Origin of the sequence: Wolbachia endosymbiont (group A) of Chalcis sispes (assembly GCF_964026765.1) — a bacterium.
In the GTDB taxonomy this organism is placed as follows: domain Bacteria; phylum Pseudomonadota; class Alphaproteobacteria; order Rickettsiales; family Anaplasmataceae; genus Wolbachia; species Wolbachia pipientis.
Genome location: NZ_OZ034697.1, coordinates 320,146 through 336,896, shown reverse-complemented (window position 1 = coordinate 336,896; position 16,751 = coordinate 320,146). Strand labels below are relative to the sequence as shown.

Annotated in this window: 12 protein-coding genes, 1 tRNA gene and 3 pseudogenes; 11 read left to right on the top strand and 5 right to left on the bottom strand. The window is 35.1% G+C overall.

The genetic code is table 11. The annotated features are described in order from the left end of the window. The first annotated feature begins 30 nt into the window (after window positions 1-30). From AAGD72_RS01720 to AAGD72_RS01680, 9 genes and pseudogenes are all read left to right on the top strand, one after another. Window positions 31-1,410, top strand: a pseudogene (locus tag AAGD72_RS01720) (IS4 family transposase). A gap of 79 nt (window positions 1,411-1,489) precedes the next feature. Beyond that, a protein-coding gene (locus tag AAGD72_RS01715) for an IS5 family transposase (protein WP_341814566.1) occupies window positions 1,490-2,279 on the top strand; the annotation gives its coding sequence in 2 pieces (ribosomal slippage) (window positions 1,490-1,750 and window positions 1,752-2,279; 789 coding nt in all). A gap of 13 nt (window positions 2,280-2,292) precedes the next feature. Further along, window positions 2,293-2,589 (top strand): annotated as a pseudogene (locus AAGD72_RS01710) (transposase); the annotation flags it as partial. Window positions 2,590-2,596: 7 nt separating this feature from the next. Then, window positions 2,597-2,878 (top strand): annotated as a pseudogene (locus AAGD72_RS01705) (hypothetical protein); the annotation flags it as partial. Window positions 2,879-3,092: 214 nt separating this feature from the next. Then, the gene (locus AAGD72_RS01700; protein WP_151807702.1) at window positions 3,093-4,040 is read left to right on the top strand and encodes a hypothetical protein; all 948 of its coding nucleotides are present in this window, start codon (window positions 3,093-3,095) and stop codon (window positions 4,038-4,040) included. A 63-nt stretch (window positions 4,041-4,103) separates the two neighbouring features. Beyond that, a tRNA-Arg gene (locus AAGD72_RS01695) sits at window positions 4,104-4,181 on the top strand. Window positions 4,182-4,263: 82 nt separating this feature from the next. After that, complete coding sequence (gene dnaJ, locus AAGD72_RS01690; protein WP_151807701.1) at window positions 4,264-5,382, top strand: molecular chaperone DnaJ; 1,119 nt, start codon at window positions 4,264-4,266, stop codon at window positions 5,380-5,382. A gap of 208 nt (window positions 5,383-5,590) precedes the next feature. Then, on the top strand, window positions 5,591-7,225 hold the full coding sequence (locus AAGD72_RS01685) for a ribonuclease J (RefSeq protein WP_012673044.1): 1,635 nt from the start codon (window positions 5,591-5,593) through the stop codon (window positions 7,223-7,225). A gap of 5 nt (window positions 7,226-7,230) precedes the next feature. Beyond that, window positions 7,231-8,493: a Tol-Pal system protein TolB gene (locus AAGD72_RS01680; RefSeq protein WP_015588777.1), complete on the top strand. Its 1,263-nt coding sequence runs from the start codon at window positions 7,231-7,233 to the stop codon at window positions 8,491-8,493. 41 nt (window positions 8,494-8,534) lie between these two features. Here the strand turns inward: AAGD72_RS01680 and gatC are convergent, their stop codons facing one another. The 3 genes from gatC to AAGD72_RS01665 all read right to left on the bottom strand — a co-directional run bounded on the left by gatC (window position 8,535) and on the right by AAGD72_RS01665 (window position 10,974). Next, window positions 8,535-8,888: an Asp-tRNA(Asn)/Glu-tRNA(Gln) amidotransferase subunit GatC gene (gene gatC, locus AAGD72_RS01675; RefSeq protein WP_341814950.1), complete on the bottom strand. Its 354-nt coding sequence runs from the start codon at window positions 8,886-8,888 to the stop codon at window positions 8,535-8,537. Beyond that, a complete protein-coding gene (locus AAGD72_RS01670; RefSeq protein ID WP_341814949.1) occupies window positions 8,878-9,804 on the bottom strand; it encodes a ribose-phosphate diphosphokinase in 927 nt (308 codons plus the stop codon). Before AAGD72_RS01670 ends, gatC begins: the two co-directional genes overlap by 11 nt. Window positions 9,805-10,107: 303 nt before the next feature. Beyond that, on the bottom strand, window positions 10,108-10,974 hold the full coding sequence (locus AAGD72_RS01665; protein WP_341814948.1) for an ankyrin repeat domain-containing protein: 867 nt from the start codon (window positions 10,972-10,974) through the stop codon (window positions 10,108-10,110). A 448-nt stretch (window positions 10,975-11,422) separates the two neighbouring features. Between AAGD72_RS01665 and AAGD72_RS01660 the strand changes: the two genes are divergently transcribed. Then, a complete protein-coding gene (locus tag AAGD72_RS01660; RefSeq protein ID WP_341814947.1) occupies window positions 11,423-12,034 on the top strand; it encodes a hypothetical protein in 612 nt (203 codons plus the stop codon). On the opposite strand, the gene AAGD72_RS01655 is transcribed toward AAGD72_RS01660, so the two are convergent. Then, window positions 12,020-12,810 (bottom strand): IS5 family transposase gene (locus AAGD72_RS01655; protein ID WP_410529947.1). Its coding sequence is split into 2 segments (ribosomal slippage): window positions 12,020-12,538 and window positions 12,541-12,810, totalling 789 coding nucleotides; the frame shifts between segments, so codons are not numbered across the junction. The genes AAGD72_RS01660 and AAGD72_RS01655 overlap by 15 nt on opposite strands. An 87-nt stretch (window positions 12,811-12,897) precedes the next feature. Between AAGD72_RS01655 and AAGD72_RS01650 the strand changes: the two genes are divergently transcribed. Continuing rightward, a complete protein-coding gene (locus AAGD72_RS01650) occupies window positions 12,898-14,838 on the top strand; it encodes a hypothetical protein (protein WP_341814946.1) in 1,941 nt (646 codons plus the stop codon). A gap of 636 nt (window positions 14,839-15,474) precedes the next feature. Here the strand turns inward: AAGD72_RS01650 and purD are convergent. Continuing rightward, the gene (purD, locus tag AAGD72_RS01645; RefSeq protein ID WP_138264878.1) at window positions 15,475-16,746 is read right to left on the bottom strand and encodes a phosphoribosylamine--glycine ligase; all 1,272 of its coding nucleotides are present in this window, start codon (window positions 16,744-16,746) and stop codon (window positions 15,475-15,477) included. Between the last annotated feature and the right edge of the window lie 5 nt (window positions 16,747-16,751).

The following is a 16,751-nucleotide window of genomic DNA, read 5'->3' as shown; positions in this document are numbered from 1 at the left end:
TTAAAGTTTGCAAATATTGAGGGTATAAAAATGGCAAACGAGAGTAATGAATGGGCTAAAAATGAATTTGGAGATGCTGTACTTGGAGATAAAAGATTAACTGACCGATTAGTAAAGATTGCTGATAGTTTGATAAGTTTACCTGAAAGCTCAATTAATGAGGCATGCGGAAGTTGGTCAGAAGCAAAAGCAGCATAACGTTTTTTTCAAAATGAGAACGTAAAAGAAGTCGATATTCTAGCTTCACACATTGATAAAACAGTTGAAAGAACAAAAGCTCATAAAAGAATTCTTGTGATTCAAGATACAACTTATATTTCATACTCAAGCCATAAGCGGATTGGGAACTATTGCTGGAAAAGGAGCAGTAATGCATACAGCCCTTGCTGTTAGTACGGAAGCTGGGAATACTGGATCAAAAGATTTACTCGAGGCAACTCATTTCTGAAGAAGAAAAAAGACTAAAGAGCCATCGTAACAACGTTCATATTGAGGATAAAGAAAGTATGAAATGGCTAGAAAGTTTAAAGAAAACAAATAATATTATAGATCTGGCCCAAACCGAAGCTATAACTGTATGTGACAGAGAAGCAGATATGCATGATTTTTTTGAACTTGCACATAATCTTAACTCAGCAATTTTAGTAAGAGCTCGCCACAACAGAAATGTAAATAAAAAATTCATGCATACCAGGAACAAGCAAAAATTATGGTCATTTATCCAAGGCCTCCCTTGCGCTGGAAAAGTAGAAGTTGAAATCCCTGCTAGAGATAACAAGCAAAAAAGGACAGCGTTTTTAGAAATTAGATTCGGAAAATTTATCACATGAAGGCCATATAAAATGTAAAGAAGGTCACATAAAATATAAACCGACAGAGTCTACAACTTCACGCAATTCATGTTGTTGAAAAAAACTCTCCTCCCGAAGCAAGTCCTCTAGAGTGGATGCTTTTTTCCGGTCAGTACTTTTGAAGAAGCTGTTGAAAAAGTTAGTTGGTATTGTTTGAGATGGAAAATAGAGATATTGCATAAGATTTTAAAATCTGGTCTCAAAGTTGAGGAATGTAGACTTGGAACAGCAGAAAGATTAATGAGGTATTTAACAGTCATGAGCATTATTGCTTGGAGAATTTTCTTTATTACATCAATTGCAAGAACTAACCCAACATTACCATGTACTGCCTTATTAGCTGAGGAAGAATGGAAAGTTTTATATGTTAAAATACACAGGAAACCATGTCCAAATATAGCCCCTACTATAAAAGAAGCCGTTTCGTGAACTTGGAGGTCATTTAGCAAGAAAAAGCGACCCAAAACCAGGACCAATTACTCTTTGGAAAGGGTGGAGACGTCTCTTTGATCTAGCAGAAGGATGGCGACTTGCTCACGAACCTCATATTTGTGGGTAATAGTAAGGTTTCTAAGAACCTGTTTAAAATCTCGGAGAGATGAGGTAAAATAGTGGTAGATTAAGAATGAGGTATATCTATGCGTAAAAATTATCCAAGTGATATGAGTCGAGAGCAATTTGAAAAAATCAGACCAATACTAGAGAGTAGCAGGAAGAAAACGAGACCAAGAAAACTTGATTTGTATGATGTATTTCGTACAGTGTTATACGTCCTAAAAAGTGGTTGCCAGTGGAGAATGTTGCCAAAAGATTTTCCAAGGTGGGAAAGCGTATATTACTATTTTCAAATGTGGAATAAAAAGAATGGAGAAGAACCAAGTTTGTTGGAATTAGTTTTAAAAAAAATTGGTTGGAGAGATCCGTATCAACAATGGTCGGAAAGAGAAAACTAGCTTCTGTATAATTGATGCTCAAAGTGTTAAAAACACAGATACTGCTGAAAAAAAGGGCTATGATGCAGGTAAAAAGATTTCAGGCATAAAGCGTCATATTGCAGTTGATACTCAAGGTCTACCACATGCAATTTATGTAACAACAGCAGAAGTAACTGATCGTAGTAGCGCTGTAAGAATGGTTGAAAATGCTAAAGATACCCTTTCTGAAGTCAAAAATATATTGGTTGATGCAGGCTACACAGGAAAAATTTTTGCAACCCAAATAAAAGATATTATTGGTGCAACTGTTGAGGTAATAAAGCGCAGTGAATTACATTCTTTTGTTGTATTGCCAAAGAGATGGGTTGTTGAGCGTTCTTTTGCTTGGTTAGAAAAGTGTAGACGGCTATGGAAAAATTGCGAACGTAAACTCAATACCAGCTTGCAAATGATTGTCCTTTCCTTCATTTCTCTCCTATTACGAAGATTTTAAACAGGTTCTAAGAATGGTTGAAAATGCTAAAGATACCCTTTCTGAAGTCAAAAATATATTGGTTGATGCAGGCTACACAGGAAAAATTTTTGCAACCCAAATAAAAGATATTATTGGTGCAACTGTTGAGGTAATAAAGCGCAGTGAATTACATTCTTTTGTTGTATTGCCAAAGAGATGGGTTGTTGAGCGTTCTTTTGCTTGGTTAGAAAAGTGTAGACAGCTATGGAAAAATTGCGAACGTAAACTCAATACCAGCTTGCAAATGATTGTCCTTTCCTTCATTTCTCTCCTATTACGAAGATTTTAAACAGGTTCTAAAGAAAATTGCAGAGGAATCACCAATAATAAAGCTAGCATATGATGAGTTGGACAAGTTTCGTTGGGATGAGAAAGATTTAGTAGCATATGAAGAAAGAATAATGGATCTGCGTAAGGAAGAAGCCATTCTTGAATACAAACTTGAGGAAGGTATAGAGAAAGGAAAAATCGAAGTTGCAAAAAATTTACTTAAAGCTGGTGTATCTGTTAATTTAATAGCTGAATCTACTGGCCTTTCTCAAGCTGAAATTGTACAGCTTAAGCAAGAAGTGGCCTAAGTATCACGGTTTTCAGGGCTTTTTTAGCTCGGCAGTGGTCTGAAAAGTCCATTTTTCACTTTATAAAATGTTTATATTTTACCACCTACTTTATTTGAATAAGTTCTTCTGCCACACTCTGAACGGATACTTGAATCAGGCTCAAGTTGACAAGTAGATGTTATCTTGTTATAATAAATATTTATTAATTTAATCTTAACTTAAGAGGGTATTTATGGTAGCAAGTGATAGTGTTTTAAAAAGGTATGCGTTAGCCTATATAAAGAAATTAGGTAATAATAATAATATTGAAGGGTTTCTACAGTATTGTAATAATACACCGAATTTAACTTGGAGCAAGGAGAATTTTAAAAATGTGTATGAAGAATTTACACATCCAAATTCAAGCAATAGGCACGATACAGGAAGCAGAAATGATCAATATAACGCAGGGAATAACGCACAACCTACAGGCTCTCAGATTACACATATACATGTACACAATAGAGGTTTAGACTTTTGGGATTATTTGCTATTACAATGCTGGATGGATTCTTTATTCGGTGGACGTGGTCACACTACGGTTAATAATATAACGAATATTAACAATGGTAATACCACTCATCAAGGGAGAAAAGAGAATAAAAAAGAATCAGAAGACAGTAGAAAGCTATTAGCTTTGGGTATAGTAGCTGCAGTTGTGTGTGTTGCTTTCCATGCTGGTATGTGTTTTTGGTATAACAGCAGCAGAAAAGTGGCTAGAAAAGAAGAAAAAATAGATTACCTGGATAGTAAATTTAAAACGTTCAGAAATATAGAATTTGCGGTTGGCGCTGTTTCTTTGGCAGCTTTGGTAGCTTGTGCTGTTTACCCAGTCTTACCAGTGTGGGGTTTAGTTATCCTTGGCGTTAATTCTCTTGTGTGTTTTACTGGTGGTTTAGCTTTTCATATGAAGCATGAGGAAGAATCAGAAAATATCGAGAAAGCTAAAGGAGCGGTAGATAGCTGTCTTAGACAAGGGCATGGTTATGGAGATTCTTCTCGTTATGATGCACCACCTCCTTACTTTTCTCAAGATCCTAATACTACTCCAACTGCTCCTCCTTGTAGTGAATTTGATAATTCTAATGCGAAACGGCAGTTTGAGAATTGTGAGGGGTTCACGTATGATAGAAATCAATAGTTTTATTTTTAGCCAAATTAATTGAATCAAGCCACAAAATCTGCTAAAGTTAACTTTATGAAAGCACCCTTAGCTCAGTTGGATTAGAGCATTTGACTACGGATCAAAAGGTCGGGCGTTCAAGTCGCTCAGGGTGCACCACATTTTATAGGAAGCAGAAGTCACACTTGAAATTAATATATGCAATACCTATCTTTAAAGGTTAAGCACTAAACTATTATATATGAGCAAAAAAGACTACTATGAGCTACTGGAAGTAGGCAGAAATGCCAGTATTGATGAGATAAAAAAAGCGTATAAAAAATTAGCGTTAAAATATCATCCTGATAGAAATCCTGGCAATCAAGAAGCAGAGGAAAAATTTAAAGAAGTAACAGCTGCATATGAAGTTCTGTCTGACTCTGAGAAAAGGGCAGGCTATGACCGTTATGGCCACGAAGGTGCTTCTGGTGGATTTCAAGGCTTTAGCTCTGCAGGAGATTTTAGCGACATATTCAATGACTTCTTTGGTGGAGGATTCGGTGGTGGTGCAAGTAGATCGAGAGCAAAAAGAAGTACAACAGGAGTATCTGGAGCAGACCTACGTTATGATCTTGAAATTACCTTAGAAGATGCATTTAAAGGAATACAAGCGCCTATACATTATGTGACAAATGTAAAATGTGATACATGCCAAGGCACAGGTGGCGAAGGAGCAATTAAACCAGTTCAGTGCCACACATGCCAGGGAAGCGGTAGGATTAGAACTCAACAAGGCTTTTTTACCATCGAAAGAACATGTACTACATGCTATGGGGAAGGAGAAATAATACAAAACAAATGTAAGAAATGTGGTGGAAGTGGACGTAGAAGAGATGAAGTAAATATATCCGTTTCAATTCCAAAAGGCATAGAAGAAGGAGCTAAGGTAAGGATAAGTGGTAAAGGAGAAGCTGGAACAAAAGGTGGAAAAAGTGGAGATTTATACGTATACGTGAAAATAATTTTCCATAAAGTCTTTGCTAGAAATAAAGCAGATTTACACTGTAAAGTGCCTATAAGAATGACACTAGCAGTGCTTGGTGGTGAAATCGATATTCAATCAATTGATGGAGCTAAAATAAAAGTAAAGGTCCCTGAAGGCACTCAAACTGGTACCAAACTACGTTGTAGGGAAAAGGGTATGCCATATATGAACTCACATGCTCGTGGTGATTTATACGTACAGGTAATAGTTGAGACTTTAAATCCAAAAAATTTAACTAAAAAGCAAATTGAACTATTAAAAGCGCTTGAAGAAGAGGAAAATGCAAGTGTACAACAGCAATCTGAAGGGTTTTTTAGTAAAGTAAAAAAAAAATAAGAAATCTGCTAAATGACATAAAGGGGTAACTGTTTACGGGTTTTCATTTAATCCTGCAATTCTTTGACCTTATTAATGGAAAACTTAACAATAGTGTTATTATTAGCCAACAGAAACTTCTTAGTTCCTTAAAACTATGTAAAAGCAATAAATTTCTTTATTTAAGGTCGAAGTTTTGCTATTCTCAGGTTTTAATAATTTAAATTTAATGAATATAAACAAAAATGAGTTTTTATTTCTTCCGCTTGGGGGAGTAGGAAGAATCGGGATGAATGTTAGCCTATATCATTACCAAGGTAAGTGGATTATGATCGACCTTGGTGTTGGTTTTGCAGATGAAACTATGCCAGGTGTTGAGCTGCTCATTGCTGATATAGATTTTATTGCTCAAAGAAAAAAAGATTTACTTGGAATAATAATTACACATGCACATGAGGACCACTGCGGTGCAGTGCCCCACTTGTGGGAAGAGTTGCAGTGCTCCATATATACAACAAAGTTTACGGTTAATTTTCTTAAAGAGAAACTAAAAGAATTTCGATTGGAAGGTATAGTGCCTGTGAAAGAGGTAGACATAAATGGCAGCATAAATTTGGGTCCTTTTACCGTCGAGTTTATAAATGTAACTCATTCAATTCCTGAGGCAAATTCAATATTAATTAGCACTGAAATGGGTAGTGCACTCCATACCGGAGACTGGAAATTTGATCCAAAACCTGTTGTTGGATTAACTTCTAATATGGAGCGTCTAAAAGAAATTGGCGATAAAGGTGACCTGCTTGCAGCAATTTGCGATTCAACCAATATATTAAGCAAGCATCACCCTGAGTCAGAAGGTGAAATTTATAATAATATTTATAACATAATAAAGCGGTCTAAAAAATTAGTTGCTGTTTCGCTATTCGCTTCAAATGTGGCACGAATTGAAACGATAAGCCAAGCTGCAAAAGCACTAAATAGAAAAGTAGTTTTACTTGGTAGATCTTTATGGAGAATAGTGAAAGTTGCGCAAGATAGTGGTTATTTAACTGATTCTCCTCAGTTTCTTGAAGCAAAGGAAGCAGTAAATTTTCCAAGGGAAGAACTGGTGCTACTTTGCACAGGTTGTCAAGGTGAGCCACTGGCAGCTACCGCAAGACTTGCTGCTAAGAGTCATCAAGCATTTAAAATGCAGCAAGGTGATACCATGATCTTTTCGTCAAAAATCATTCCTGGAAATGAAACTCGTGCGCACAACATGCTCAATGCCTTTATTGAGATGGGGGTAGAAGTTATTACTGAAAAAACAGAGCATGTTCATGCTTCTGGGCATCCAACAAGAGAAGAGCTAAAGGAAATGTATTCTTTAATAAAACCGAAGATGTCTATTCCAGTTCACGGCGAATATATTCACACGCATGCACATGTAAAATTTGCTAAAGAGTGCGGTGTGGCAAAAGCAATAATGATTGCACCAGGTGATATTGTTAATTTGGAGAACGGAGAAAAAGTTGATTCAATTGATGTTGACTACTTTGGTATTGATGGTATGCTGCTACGTCATCCGGAGAGCAGTGTTATAAAAATGCGTAAAAGGATGAGAGATGCCGGAGTTATTGTGGTAACAGCAGTTGTAAACAAGAAAAATAAATTGCTTGCTAAACCAAAAGTATTTGTACCTGGTGTTTTTGAAGTGCTAGAAGATGCAGCTACCATACAGAAAATTGTCAAGAAAGTTGAGTCGTTGTTTAGTTTGCAGCCAACAAAAAAAATTAAAAATAAGATTGAAAGTTCAATATTGAGTATCTTAAAGGAATATTTACTAAAAAGGCCTATAATTGAGGTTCAGATAGAACAGGTATGAAATGAATGAAGCTATTCGTTCATCTGGTGTTATTTATTTCGTTATTTATTCCTTATTTTACAAAAGCTGCTTTATATGTTGATATAAAAAAAAGCAGTGTTGGCAACATTGGTCTTGTTGTATCTAAATGTACATGTAAAACAGCGTTGGAAAGCGAATTAAGCGAAAATATTGCAAAGGTAATAGGAACAAATTTATCTAATTGTGGCTTATTTAATGTAAAACGTGGCGCGGAAGCTGAATCTAAATCTTGGAAAAGCGATACTGTAGTCACAGTAAGTTTAAGCGAAATATCTGGTAGTGCATTAGAGCTATCATTTCGTTTATTTGACACTTTTACAAAAAGAGAATTACTTACTCAGTCAGTTGTTTTTCCAGCAAAAGACTGGAGAAAAATTGGTCACCTCGTTTCGGATGTGATACATGATAGATTAATTGGTGAGAAAGGGCACTTCAACACAAAAATCACGTATATCGCTGAAGAAAAAGATAGCAACTACAAATCTGTGCGTAAAATTGCTGTGATGAATCAAGATGGAAGTAATATAAAATACTTAACAAATGGCGATAGATTTGTGTCAACACCGAGATTCTCACCAAATGGAAAGGGTATTGTTTATATCTCGTACGCAAATGGTAAAAGTTATATAATATTAAAAAATTTAAAAGATAACACTGAATCAATAATCAGCGCATTTGAAGGAGTTGTTTCTGCACCAAGATTTTCTCCCGATGGTAAATCTCTTTTAATTTCCCACTCATTGGGTGGTGAAACGAATATATTATCTTTGGATTTAAGTAGTAAACGAACAAAAAAAATTACTAAAGGTTCAGCTATAAGCACTTCTCCCTCTTTTTCTCCAGATCAAAAGTATATGGCTTTTAGTTCTGATATAAGTGGGAGTCAGCAACTGTACGTTATCGATTTTACTAACAAAAGTAAAAAACCTAAAAGAATTAGTTTTGGGAGTGGAAGATATGCTACGCCTGTTTGGTCGCCAAAAGGAGATCTGATAGCTTTTACAAAGATTCAGTCAGGAAAATTTTACATAGGAGTTATGAAGCCAGATGGCAAAGAAGAACGTCTGCTTTCAGAGGGGCATAAAATTGAATCCCCGGCATGGCTACCAAATGGTAGAGAAATCATTTTTACAAGAACAGAATCACCAAGCAACTCTAAACTATATTTAGTAGACTTAGTAAAGAAAAATCAAAAAATGGTTTCCACTCCCACAAATGCTTCTTTACCGGATTGGTCTTATTTTTGAAAGTAGATCTATTATAGATTTGATATGAGCCTTATTTTACTTTAATTGCTTATAACCTTTGGCACTACGAAATACCCATGCTCAGGTTTTGTATTGGACAATATCTCTTTTTTAATGTTTTGAGAATTTATAACATCATCGCGTACATGAATGTCCTTGTCTATGCTGCCATAACGCATAGGAGAAACACCTTCAGTATTAACTTGCAATAAAGTATCATGTATCCAATCCAGCATTGTCAGTTCTTTGGAGTAGTGATCAATCTCGTCATTTGATAACTTAATCCTTACAAGCTGTGCAATTTTAAGCATTTGTTCCTTGGTAATTGTTATTTTTCTCTTATTTGCAAATTCTATTAGTGAAGTAATAACGTCTTCTGTTGACTTAGCTGGCATCTTTACCTCCTTGGATAAAGTGAGTTAAAATATCTACGACCGAAACAACTTCTATTTTACCAGTTTTTTCAAGTTTGTGAAGTATGGTATCCGTAATCACTAATTTATCTAAAGAAGAGGAAGAGATTTTCTCAACTGCACTTCCTGAAAGCACACCGTGTGTGATGCATGAAGTTACGGACTTTGCTCCGTAACTTTTTAAAGCAAGAGCTGCATTACACAACGTTCCACCAGAGTCAACTATATCATCAACAATGACACAATTTTTGTTTGCAACTTCTCCTATTATGTTCATTACTTGAGATGTGCCTGCTTTCTCCCTATATTTATCTACTACAATAATCTTATCACTTAACCCTATCTTGTACTTTTCCTCTAAAGCCCTCGCAAAAGCACGTGCTCTGCCAATTGCTCCAACATCAGGTGCAACAATTGCCAAATTTTCTGTGTGTATAGAGTCAACAAATGCTTCAAAGCAGTTCAAATTAGTTATCGGTACATCAAAGAATCCTTCAATTTGACTTGAGTGCAAATCAATAACTGCAACACTACTTGCACCTGCAGTTTGAATAAGATTTGCAACTAATTTAGCACTTAAAGCAGATTGCATATTATTGTTTTTGATAATTCTATCTTGCCTGCTATATCCATAATAAGGAATAATTACTACTATCCTTTTGGCTTCTAATCTATTTACTGCATCAATTATAAGCAGAAGCTCCATAAGGTTATCATTCACAGGAGGAGAAAGAGATTGTACTATGTATACTTCTTGATTATACAGATCATTTGCTACTTCTACATTTACCTCGCCATCGGTAAACTTTGATATCCAAGCAGAGGATGGTTGAACATCTAGCCGGTTAACTACTGATTCCCCTAATTCCTTACTAGCATTACCTATTATTATCTTCATAACGCACTAATTGAGTTTTTAAGATTATACAGAAATTGTAAAATAATTGAAATGTAAGTTTCTTTATCTAGTATTCTTGTCGGCGAATTAGGTATCTCTTGTACAATGACCTGTCATTTTCACGCATTGTTTCAATATACAGACCCAAATTGAAACAACTATACAAAATCCTGCTTATGTTTCAAGATAAATGACTTTAATGAAATATAATTTATCTAGTCATTTGTATCTGCTAACATACTACACTTCCCATTGTAGAGCCTCTGCAACTTACTGAAATTTATAATCGCTTTATAAAAAGTTTTATACTCTTTGCTTAATTGGAGGTGCTACCTCTGCACTTTCTGCTCTGTCTAGGGTACTACTTGGTTTTTCTGCAGTAATTTTTTGAATGCTACCATCTACCTTATTCTTGATATCTGCTCCATATGATCTTAATACTTCAATAGCTTTTTCGTTTCCACTATTCAGCGCAATATCCAAAGCATCCATTCCATCATTATTTTTGTGGTTGATAAAATTCTCTAACTCAAAGATTTTTATATATTGCTCAATGATGAATTCTACCACTTTTCCAGGGCAATTATTAGCGGCAGGAAAGAGTACTGCATTGTTATTATTGTCTTTCTTTGTTACATCTGCTTTGAGCTTGTCTATCAAATACTTGATAATTTCTATTCTGCTATCATCTTCTGCTTCAGTGCACTGCCTAGCAGCTAAAAACAGAGCTGTTCGCCCATTATTGTCCACATCTTCAATATCTTGTCCCTTATCAATTAAGGCTTGTATTATATTTTTGTTCCCATACAAAGCAGCAAAGTGAAGAGGAGTATACCCTTCGGTACTTTCTCTTTCATTAATCAATGCACCATGGCTAGCTAGTAATTCTATAAATTCTGGCGTATCTGCAAACACTGCAAAGTGCATTGGTGTTAGATCATCTTTACCGTGATTTTGAGTTTTTGCATTAACGTTTGCTCCATTTTTTATTAGCAATTTTGCTATTTCTAATTGTTTGCGTCCGATGGCAATATGCAGTGGCGTACGATTGCGTTCATAATGATCATTGACGTTTGTGCCACACTTTATTAGTAGTTCTGCAGCTTCAATATTACCTTCCTGAATTGCAACATATAAGGAAGCATATCCATCTTTTGTTTCCTCTGTCATACGAAATTGCGAACATGTTAGTTCATATATTATTAAGGATTATTATTAAGTTTTTATTAATACAATATTAATGTAGCGGGATGACGAGCTTATCGTCATCCCGCCGCGAACCGTCATACCACTGCGAACCGTCATACCGCCGCGGTATCTCTAGATCCCGCTAACAAGCAGCGGGATGACGGTTTTCAAATTATCGTAAGTCAGTTTAGCTATAGCTACAAGTTTCATTCTTCCCTTACAAATAACTTTACTGCGTCCTTTTTTCGGATTCAGAATTAGCAAGAAACGTTCTTGTAAGGTGGTCTACTAAAATTTTGCTTTATAAAACAATGTCTGAACTATGCAATTAATACATTATCAACACAACTGATTCATAAAAGCAAATATTATAACCACGAAGAGAGGAAATGTTATACTTAGTTTAATAAGAAAGACCTTGAGAAAAAAAATGACTCATCAGGTAAACGATTCGAAATTGAAAGAGAAAGATGAAAAAAATATTTTAAAATTAGCATCAAAAATAAAAGGCAAAAAAAGTAGCATTGCTGAAGAACTAGAAAAAATATCTAAAAAGGAAAAACAAAGGATTCTTACTACGGAAGTAAGCAAACATCGGGGTAAAGAACCAACTATTATATCACTTGCTTATGCTATACTACGTAAAGATAGTATAGCTGTTGAGAAAATGTTAAGAGTAGCTAAAGAAAACGGTATTCTGAAAGACATTCTTGACGCAACAACAACTATAAAATATCCAGGTGGTCAGGAAGAAACTTGCACACCACTTACTTATGCCATATTATGTAAAAATAGCAAAACTATTGAAGAAACTTTAAAAGTCTCTAAAGAAAACGGTATTCTGAAAGATATTCTTAACGCAACAACAACTATAAAATATCCAGATGGTCGGAGAGCAACTGTTACACCACTTGCTTATGCTATACTATGTGAAGATAGTATAGCTATTGAAGAAATTTTAAAAGTCTCTAAGGAGAACGGTATTCTGAAAGATATTCTTAACACAACAGCAACTATAAGAACCTGTTTAAAATCTTCGTAATAGGAGAGAAATGAAGGAAAGGACAATCATTTGCAAGCTGGTATTGAGTTTACGTTCGCAATTTTTCCATAGCCGTCTACACTTTTCTAACCAAGCAAAAGAACGCTCAACAACCCATCTCTTTGGCAATACAACAAAAGAATGTAATTCACTGCGCTTTATTACCTCAACAGTTGCACCAATAATATCTTTTATTTGGGTTGCAAAAATTTTTCCTGTGTAGCCTGCATCAACCAATATATTTTTGACTTCAGAAAGGGTATCTTTAGCATTTTCAACCATTCTTACAGCGCTACTACGATCAGTTACTTCTGCTGTTGTTACATAAATTGCATGTGGTAGACCTTGAGTATCAACTGCAATATGACGCTTTATGCCTGAAATCTTTTTACCTGCATCATAGCCCTTTTTTTCAGCAGTATCTGTGTTTTTAACACTTTGAGCATCAATTATACAGAAGCTAGTTTTCTCTTTCCGACCATTGTTGATACGGATCTCTCCAACCAATTTTTTTTTAAAACTAATTCCAACAAACTTGGTTCTTCTCCATTCTTTTTATTCCACATTTGAAAATAGTAATATACGCTTTCCCACCTTGGAAAATCTTTTGGCAACATTCTCCACTGGCAACCACTTTTTAGGACGTATAACACTGTACGAAATACATCATACAAATCAAGTTTTCTTGGTCTCGTTTTCTTCCTGCTACTCTCTAGTATTGGTCTGATTTTTTCAAATTGCTCTCGACTTATATCACTTGGATAATTTTTACGCATAGATATACCTCATTCTTAATCTACCACTATTTTACCTCATCTCTCCGAGATTTTAAACAGGTTCTAAGATATCCAGATAACAAGGAAGTGACTTACGCGCCACTTGCTTATGCTATGTTCTGGAAGGATAGCAAAGCTATTAAAGAAATTCTAGTAGCAGCTGAAGAGAACAGTATTCTGAAAGATATTCTTAACACAACAACAACCATGAAATATCTAGACCGGGAAGTGACTTACACACTACTTGCTTATGTTATACTACGTAGAGATAGTATAGCTGTTGAAAAAGTGTTAAGAGTAGCTAAAGAAAACGGTATTCTGAGAGATATTCTTGACACAACAATAACTATAAAACATTTAGATAGCCGGGAAGTGACTTACACACCACTTGCTCATGCTATGTTCTGGGAGGATGGCAAAATTATTAAAGAAATTCTAGTAGCAGCTGAAGAGAACAGTATTCTGAAAGATATTCTTGACGCAACAACAACTATAAAATATCTAGATGGTCAAGAAGAAATTTACACACCGCTTACTTACGCCATATCATGTAAAAATAGCAAAACTATTGAAGAAATTTTAAAAGTCTCTAAAGAAAACGATATTCTGAAAGACATTCTTGACGCAACAACAACTATAAAATATCTAGATGGTCAGAAAGAAATTTACACACCGCTTACTTACGCTATATCATGTAAAAATAGCAAAACTATTGAAGAAATTTTAAAAATCTCTAAAGAAAACGGTATTCTGAAAGATATTCTTGATGCAACAACAACTATAAAATGTCCAGATGGTCATGAAGAAACTTGCGCACCGCTTACTTATGCTATACTACGTAAAGATAGTATAGCTGTTGAGAAAATGTTAAGAGTAGCTAAAGAAAACGATATTCTGAAAGACATTCTTGACGCAACAACAACTATAAAACATTCAGATAGCCGGGAAGTAACTTACACACTACTTGCTTATGCTATACTGCGTGAAAATAGTATAGCTATTGAAGAAATTTTAAAAATCTCTAAGGAGAACAGTATTCTGAAAGATATTCTTAACGCAACAATAACTATAAAATGTCTAGATGGTCGGAGAGTAACTGTTACACCACTTGCTTATGCTATACTACGTAAAGATAGTATGGCTGTTGAGAAAATGTTAAGAGTAGCTAAAGAAAACGGTATTCTGAAAGACATTCTTGACGCAACAACAACTATAAAATATCCAGATGGTCAGGAAGAAACTTGCACACCACTTGCTTATGCTATACTACGTAAAGATAGTATAGCTGTTGAGAAAATGTTAAGAGTAGCTAAAGAAAACGGTATTCTGAAAGACATTCTTAACACAACAATAACCATAAAACATAAAAATAATCAAAAAGTAACTGATAAGTTACTTGCCGCATTACATGATCGCAAAGTTATTCAAAAAATTTTAGACATAGCTAGAGAAAATGATATTCTGAAAGACATTCTTAATGCAACAATAACTATAAAATATCCAGATAGTGAAGAAAAAATCTACACACCACTTACTTATACAATATCATGTAAAAGCAACGAAGCTTTTAATACAACAAGAGCTATAAATCAAGATGGTCAGGAAAAAACTCACATCCCATTTCCTACCCTTGATAAAAGAGAAACTGAATTAAAATTAAAAGAAAAAAGACAAAGTAGAAGAGATGAGGGATTAAATTTTAACAATGGTAGTAGTGACAAAAATGTTGAAATAAAAGTTAATGGGGATATCTTGTTGCAGCATAGTAGTGGAATTGAAAATGAAATAAATCATACTGCTGTACGTAATGATGTAAGGGGGGTAAAGTCTCTAATAGAAAGTAGAGTAAATGTTAAAGTACAGAATATAAATGCAGTGATTGCAACTTCTGTGACATTTAAAATGATTGCAACTTCTGTGACACTTGAGTTGGTAGCTAGTAAAATAACATGTGTACTGTCAAAACCCACCACTAAATTGGAAGAAGTAGCTATAACATATTTTCAAGGTTTAGCACTATATTTGTGAAACTTAATTTATATGTGCTAAACAAGATGCTGATTAGTTTTATAGCTAACCCAAGAAAGGTTTCCCTACGTCATACCGCCGCGGTATCTCTAGATCCCGCTAACAAGTAGCGGGATGACGATTGTCGTTTAGCCATAAATATTTAAGAAATTTACCAAATGAAAAAAAAGGCAAAAGAAGCCCTGGGGTTATTATCTGCTTTAAAATATTGGCGTTTTTTATGTTTTAAACGCTTGACAAGCAAGATTTAGCTGCTTTTAATTGCAACTAACCTATGCTGCAAATGTTTAAGAAATTTACCAAGCAGAAAAAAAGACAAAGAATCCCCGAGTTAGCTAGTCTTTTACTATCTCTGTCGAGTATTGGCATTTTTTGATGTCTTGTAACGCTTTATAAGCGCGTTCAGCTTATTTAGATAAAAATCTAGATGTAGATGAAGTTTTGTAAAGACATACAGTATCTATATACTGCAAAAAATTGAACATAAGACGCCGATACATTAAGTAATCCTTACCTTTTAATCTGCAGATTGGCGAAAGCAAATACAATAGCTTCAGTTTCATGATAAGGGGGCTGGCGGAGTTTGTCAAGGAAGTTTTTCGTTTCTGTGAACCACCTGCTAACCGACAGCTAACATTAACTACCGATATCGTATCTGAAGAAGCCCCCTGGCCATTCTAAAAAATTTAATGCTGAGTACACCTTACTTTTGGCTTCCTCTATAGTGCTCCCTTCTGCTACTATATTTAGCACTCTTCCGCCATCGGAAACTAAGTTACCACTTTCATCGAATTTAGTACCAGCATGAAACACCAACACACCAGGAATGCTTTCAATCTTATCTAATCCTTTAATTACTTCTCCCTTTTGATAATCACCCGGATAGCCTTTACTTGCAACAACTACACAAACTGTAGATTTGTTGTTAAGTTCCACCATTTTGACATTTAACTTTCCTTCTGCAACTGACAACATCAATTTTAACAAATCGCAATTTGAATCAAATCTAGGTAATATAGATTGCGTTTCTGGATCACCGAATCTAACGTTATACTCGAGAAGTTTTGGGCTATCTTTGCAAATCATTAAACCAGCAAAGAGTACTCCTTTATAAGACGTACCCATGTTAACCAATGCTTGAGCTGTAGGGTATATTATTTTTTGGATAATTTTTTGCTCCATGTCCTTACTTATAATTGAAGGTGATGAGTACGACCCCATACCTCCAGTATTTTGGCTTTCATTACTTTCATCAACTCTCTTATAATCTTTTGCACACCCAAGAGTTACTACTTTCAACCCATCAATAAGAGCAAAAAAACTTACTTCTTCTCCAACTAAAAACTCTTCTATGATTATTTCTTCACCTGATTCACCAAATTTTTTCTCCACTAGCATTGAATTTATTGCTGAAAAAGCTTCGCTTTCTGTATTACATATAACCACCCCTTTTCCTGCTGCAATTCCATTTGCTTTCACTACAAGTGGAAACTTTATTTTATTGCTACGTACAAAATCTTTAGCTAACCCTTCATCAACAAAACACTCGTACTTGGCAGTTGGTATACCATATCGTTTACATAGTCCCTTGGTGAAAGACTTCGATCCCTCAAGTTTTGCAGTTGCTTGACTTGGAGCAAAAACATTTATTCCCTCTGCAACTAAATCATCAGCAAGCCCATCAATTATTGGTTGTTCTGGACCAATAACAACCAACTCTATATTTTCTCTCTTGCAAAATTGTGTAACATCCACTGAATTTTGAATATTTACATCCACAAGAGCCCCAAGATCTTTCATAGCTTGGCGACCAGGAGTTACATATAACTCAGTCAAGATAGGAGATTTTTTTAGAGCCCAAAGTAGAGCGTGCTCACGCCCACCAGAACCTATAACCAGAACCTTCATCTTTA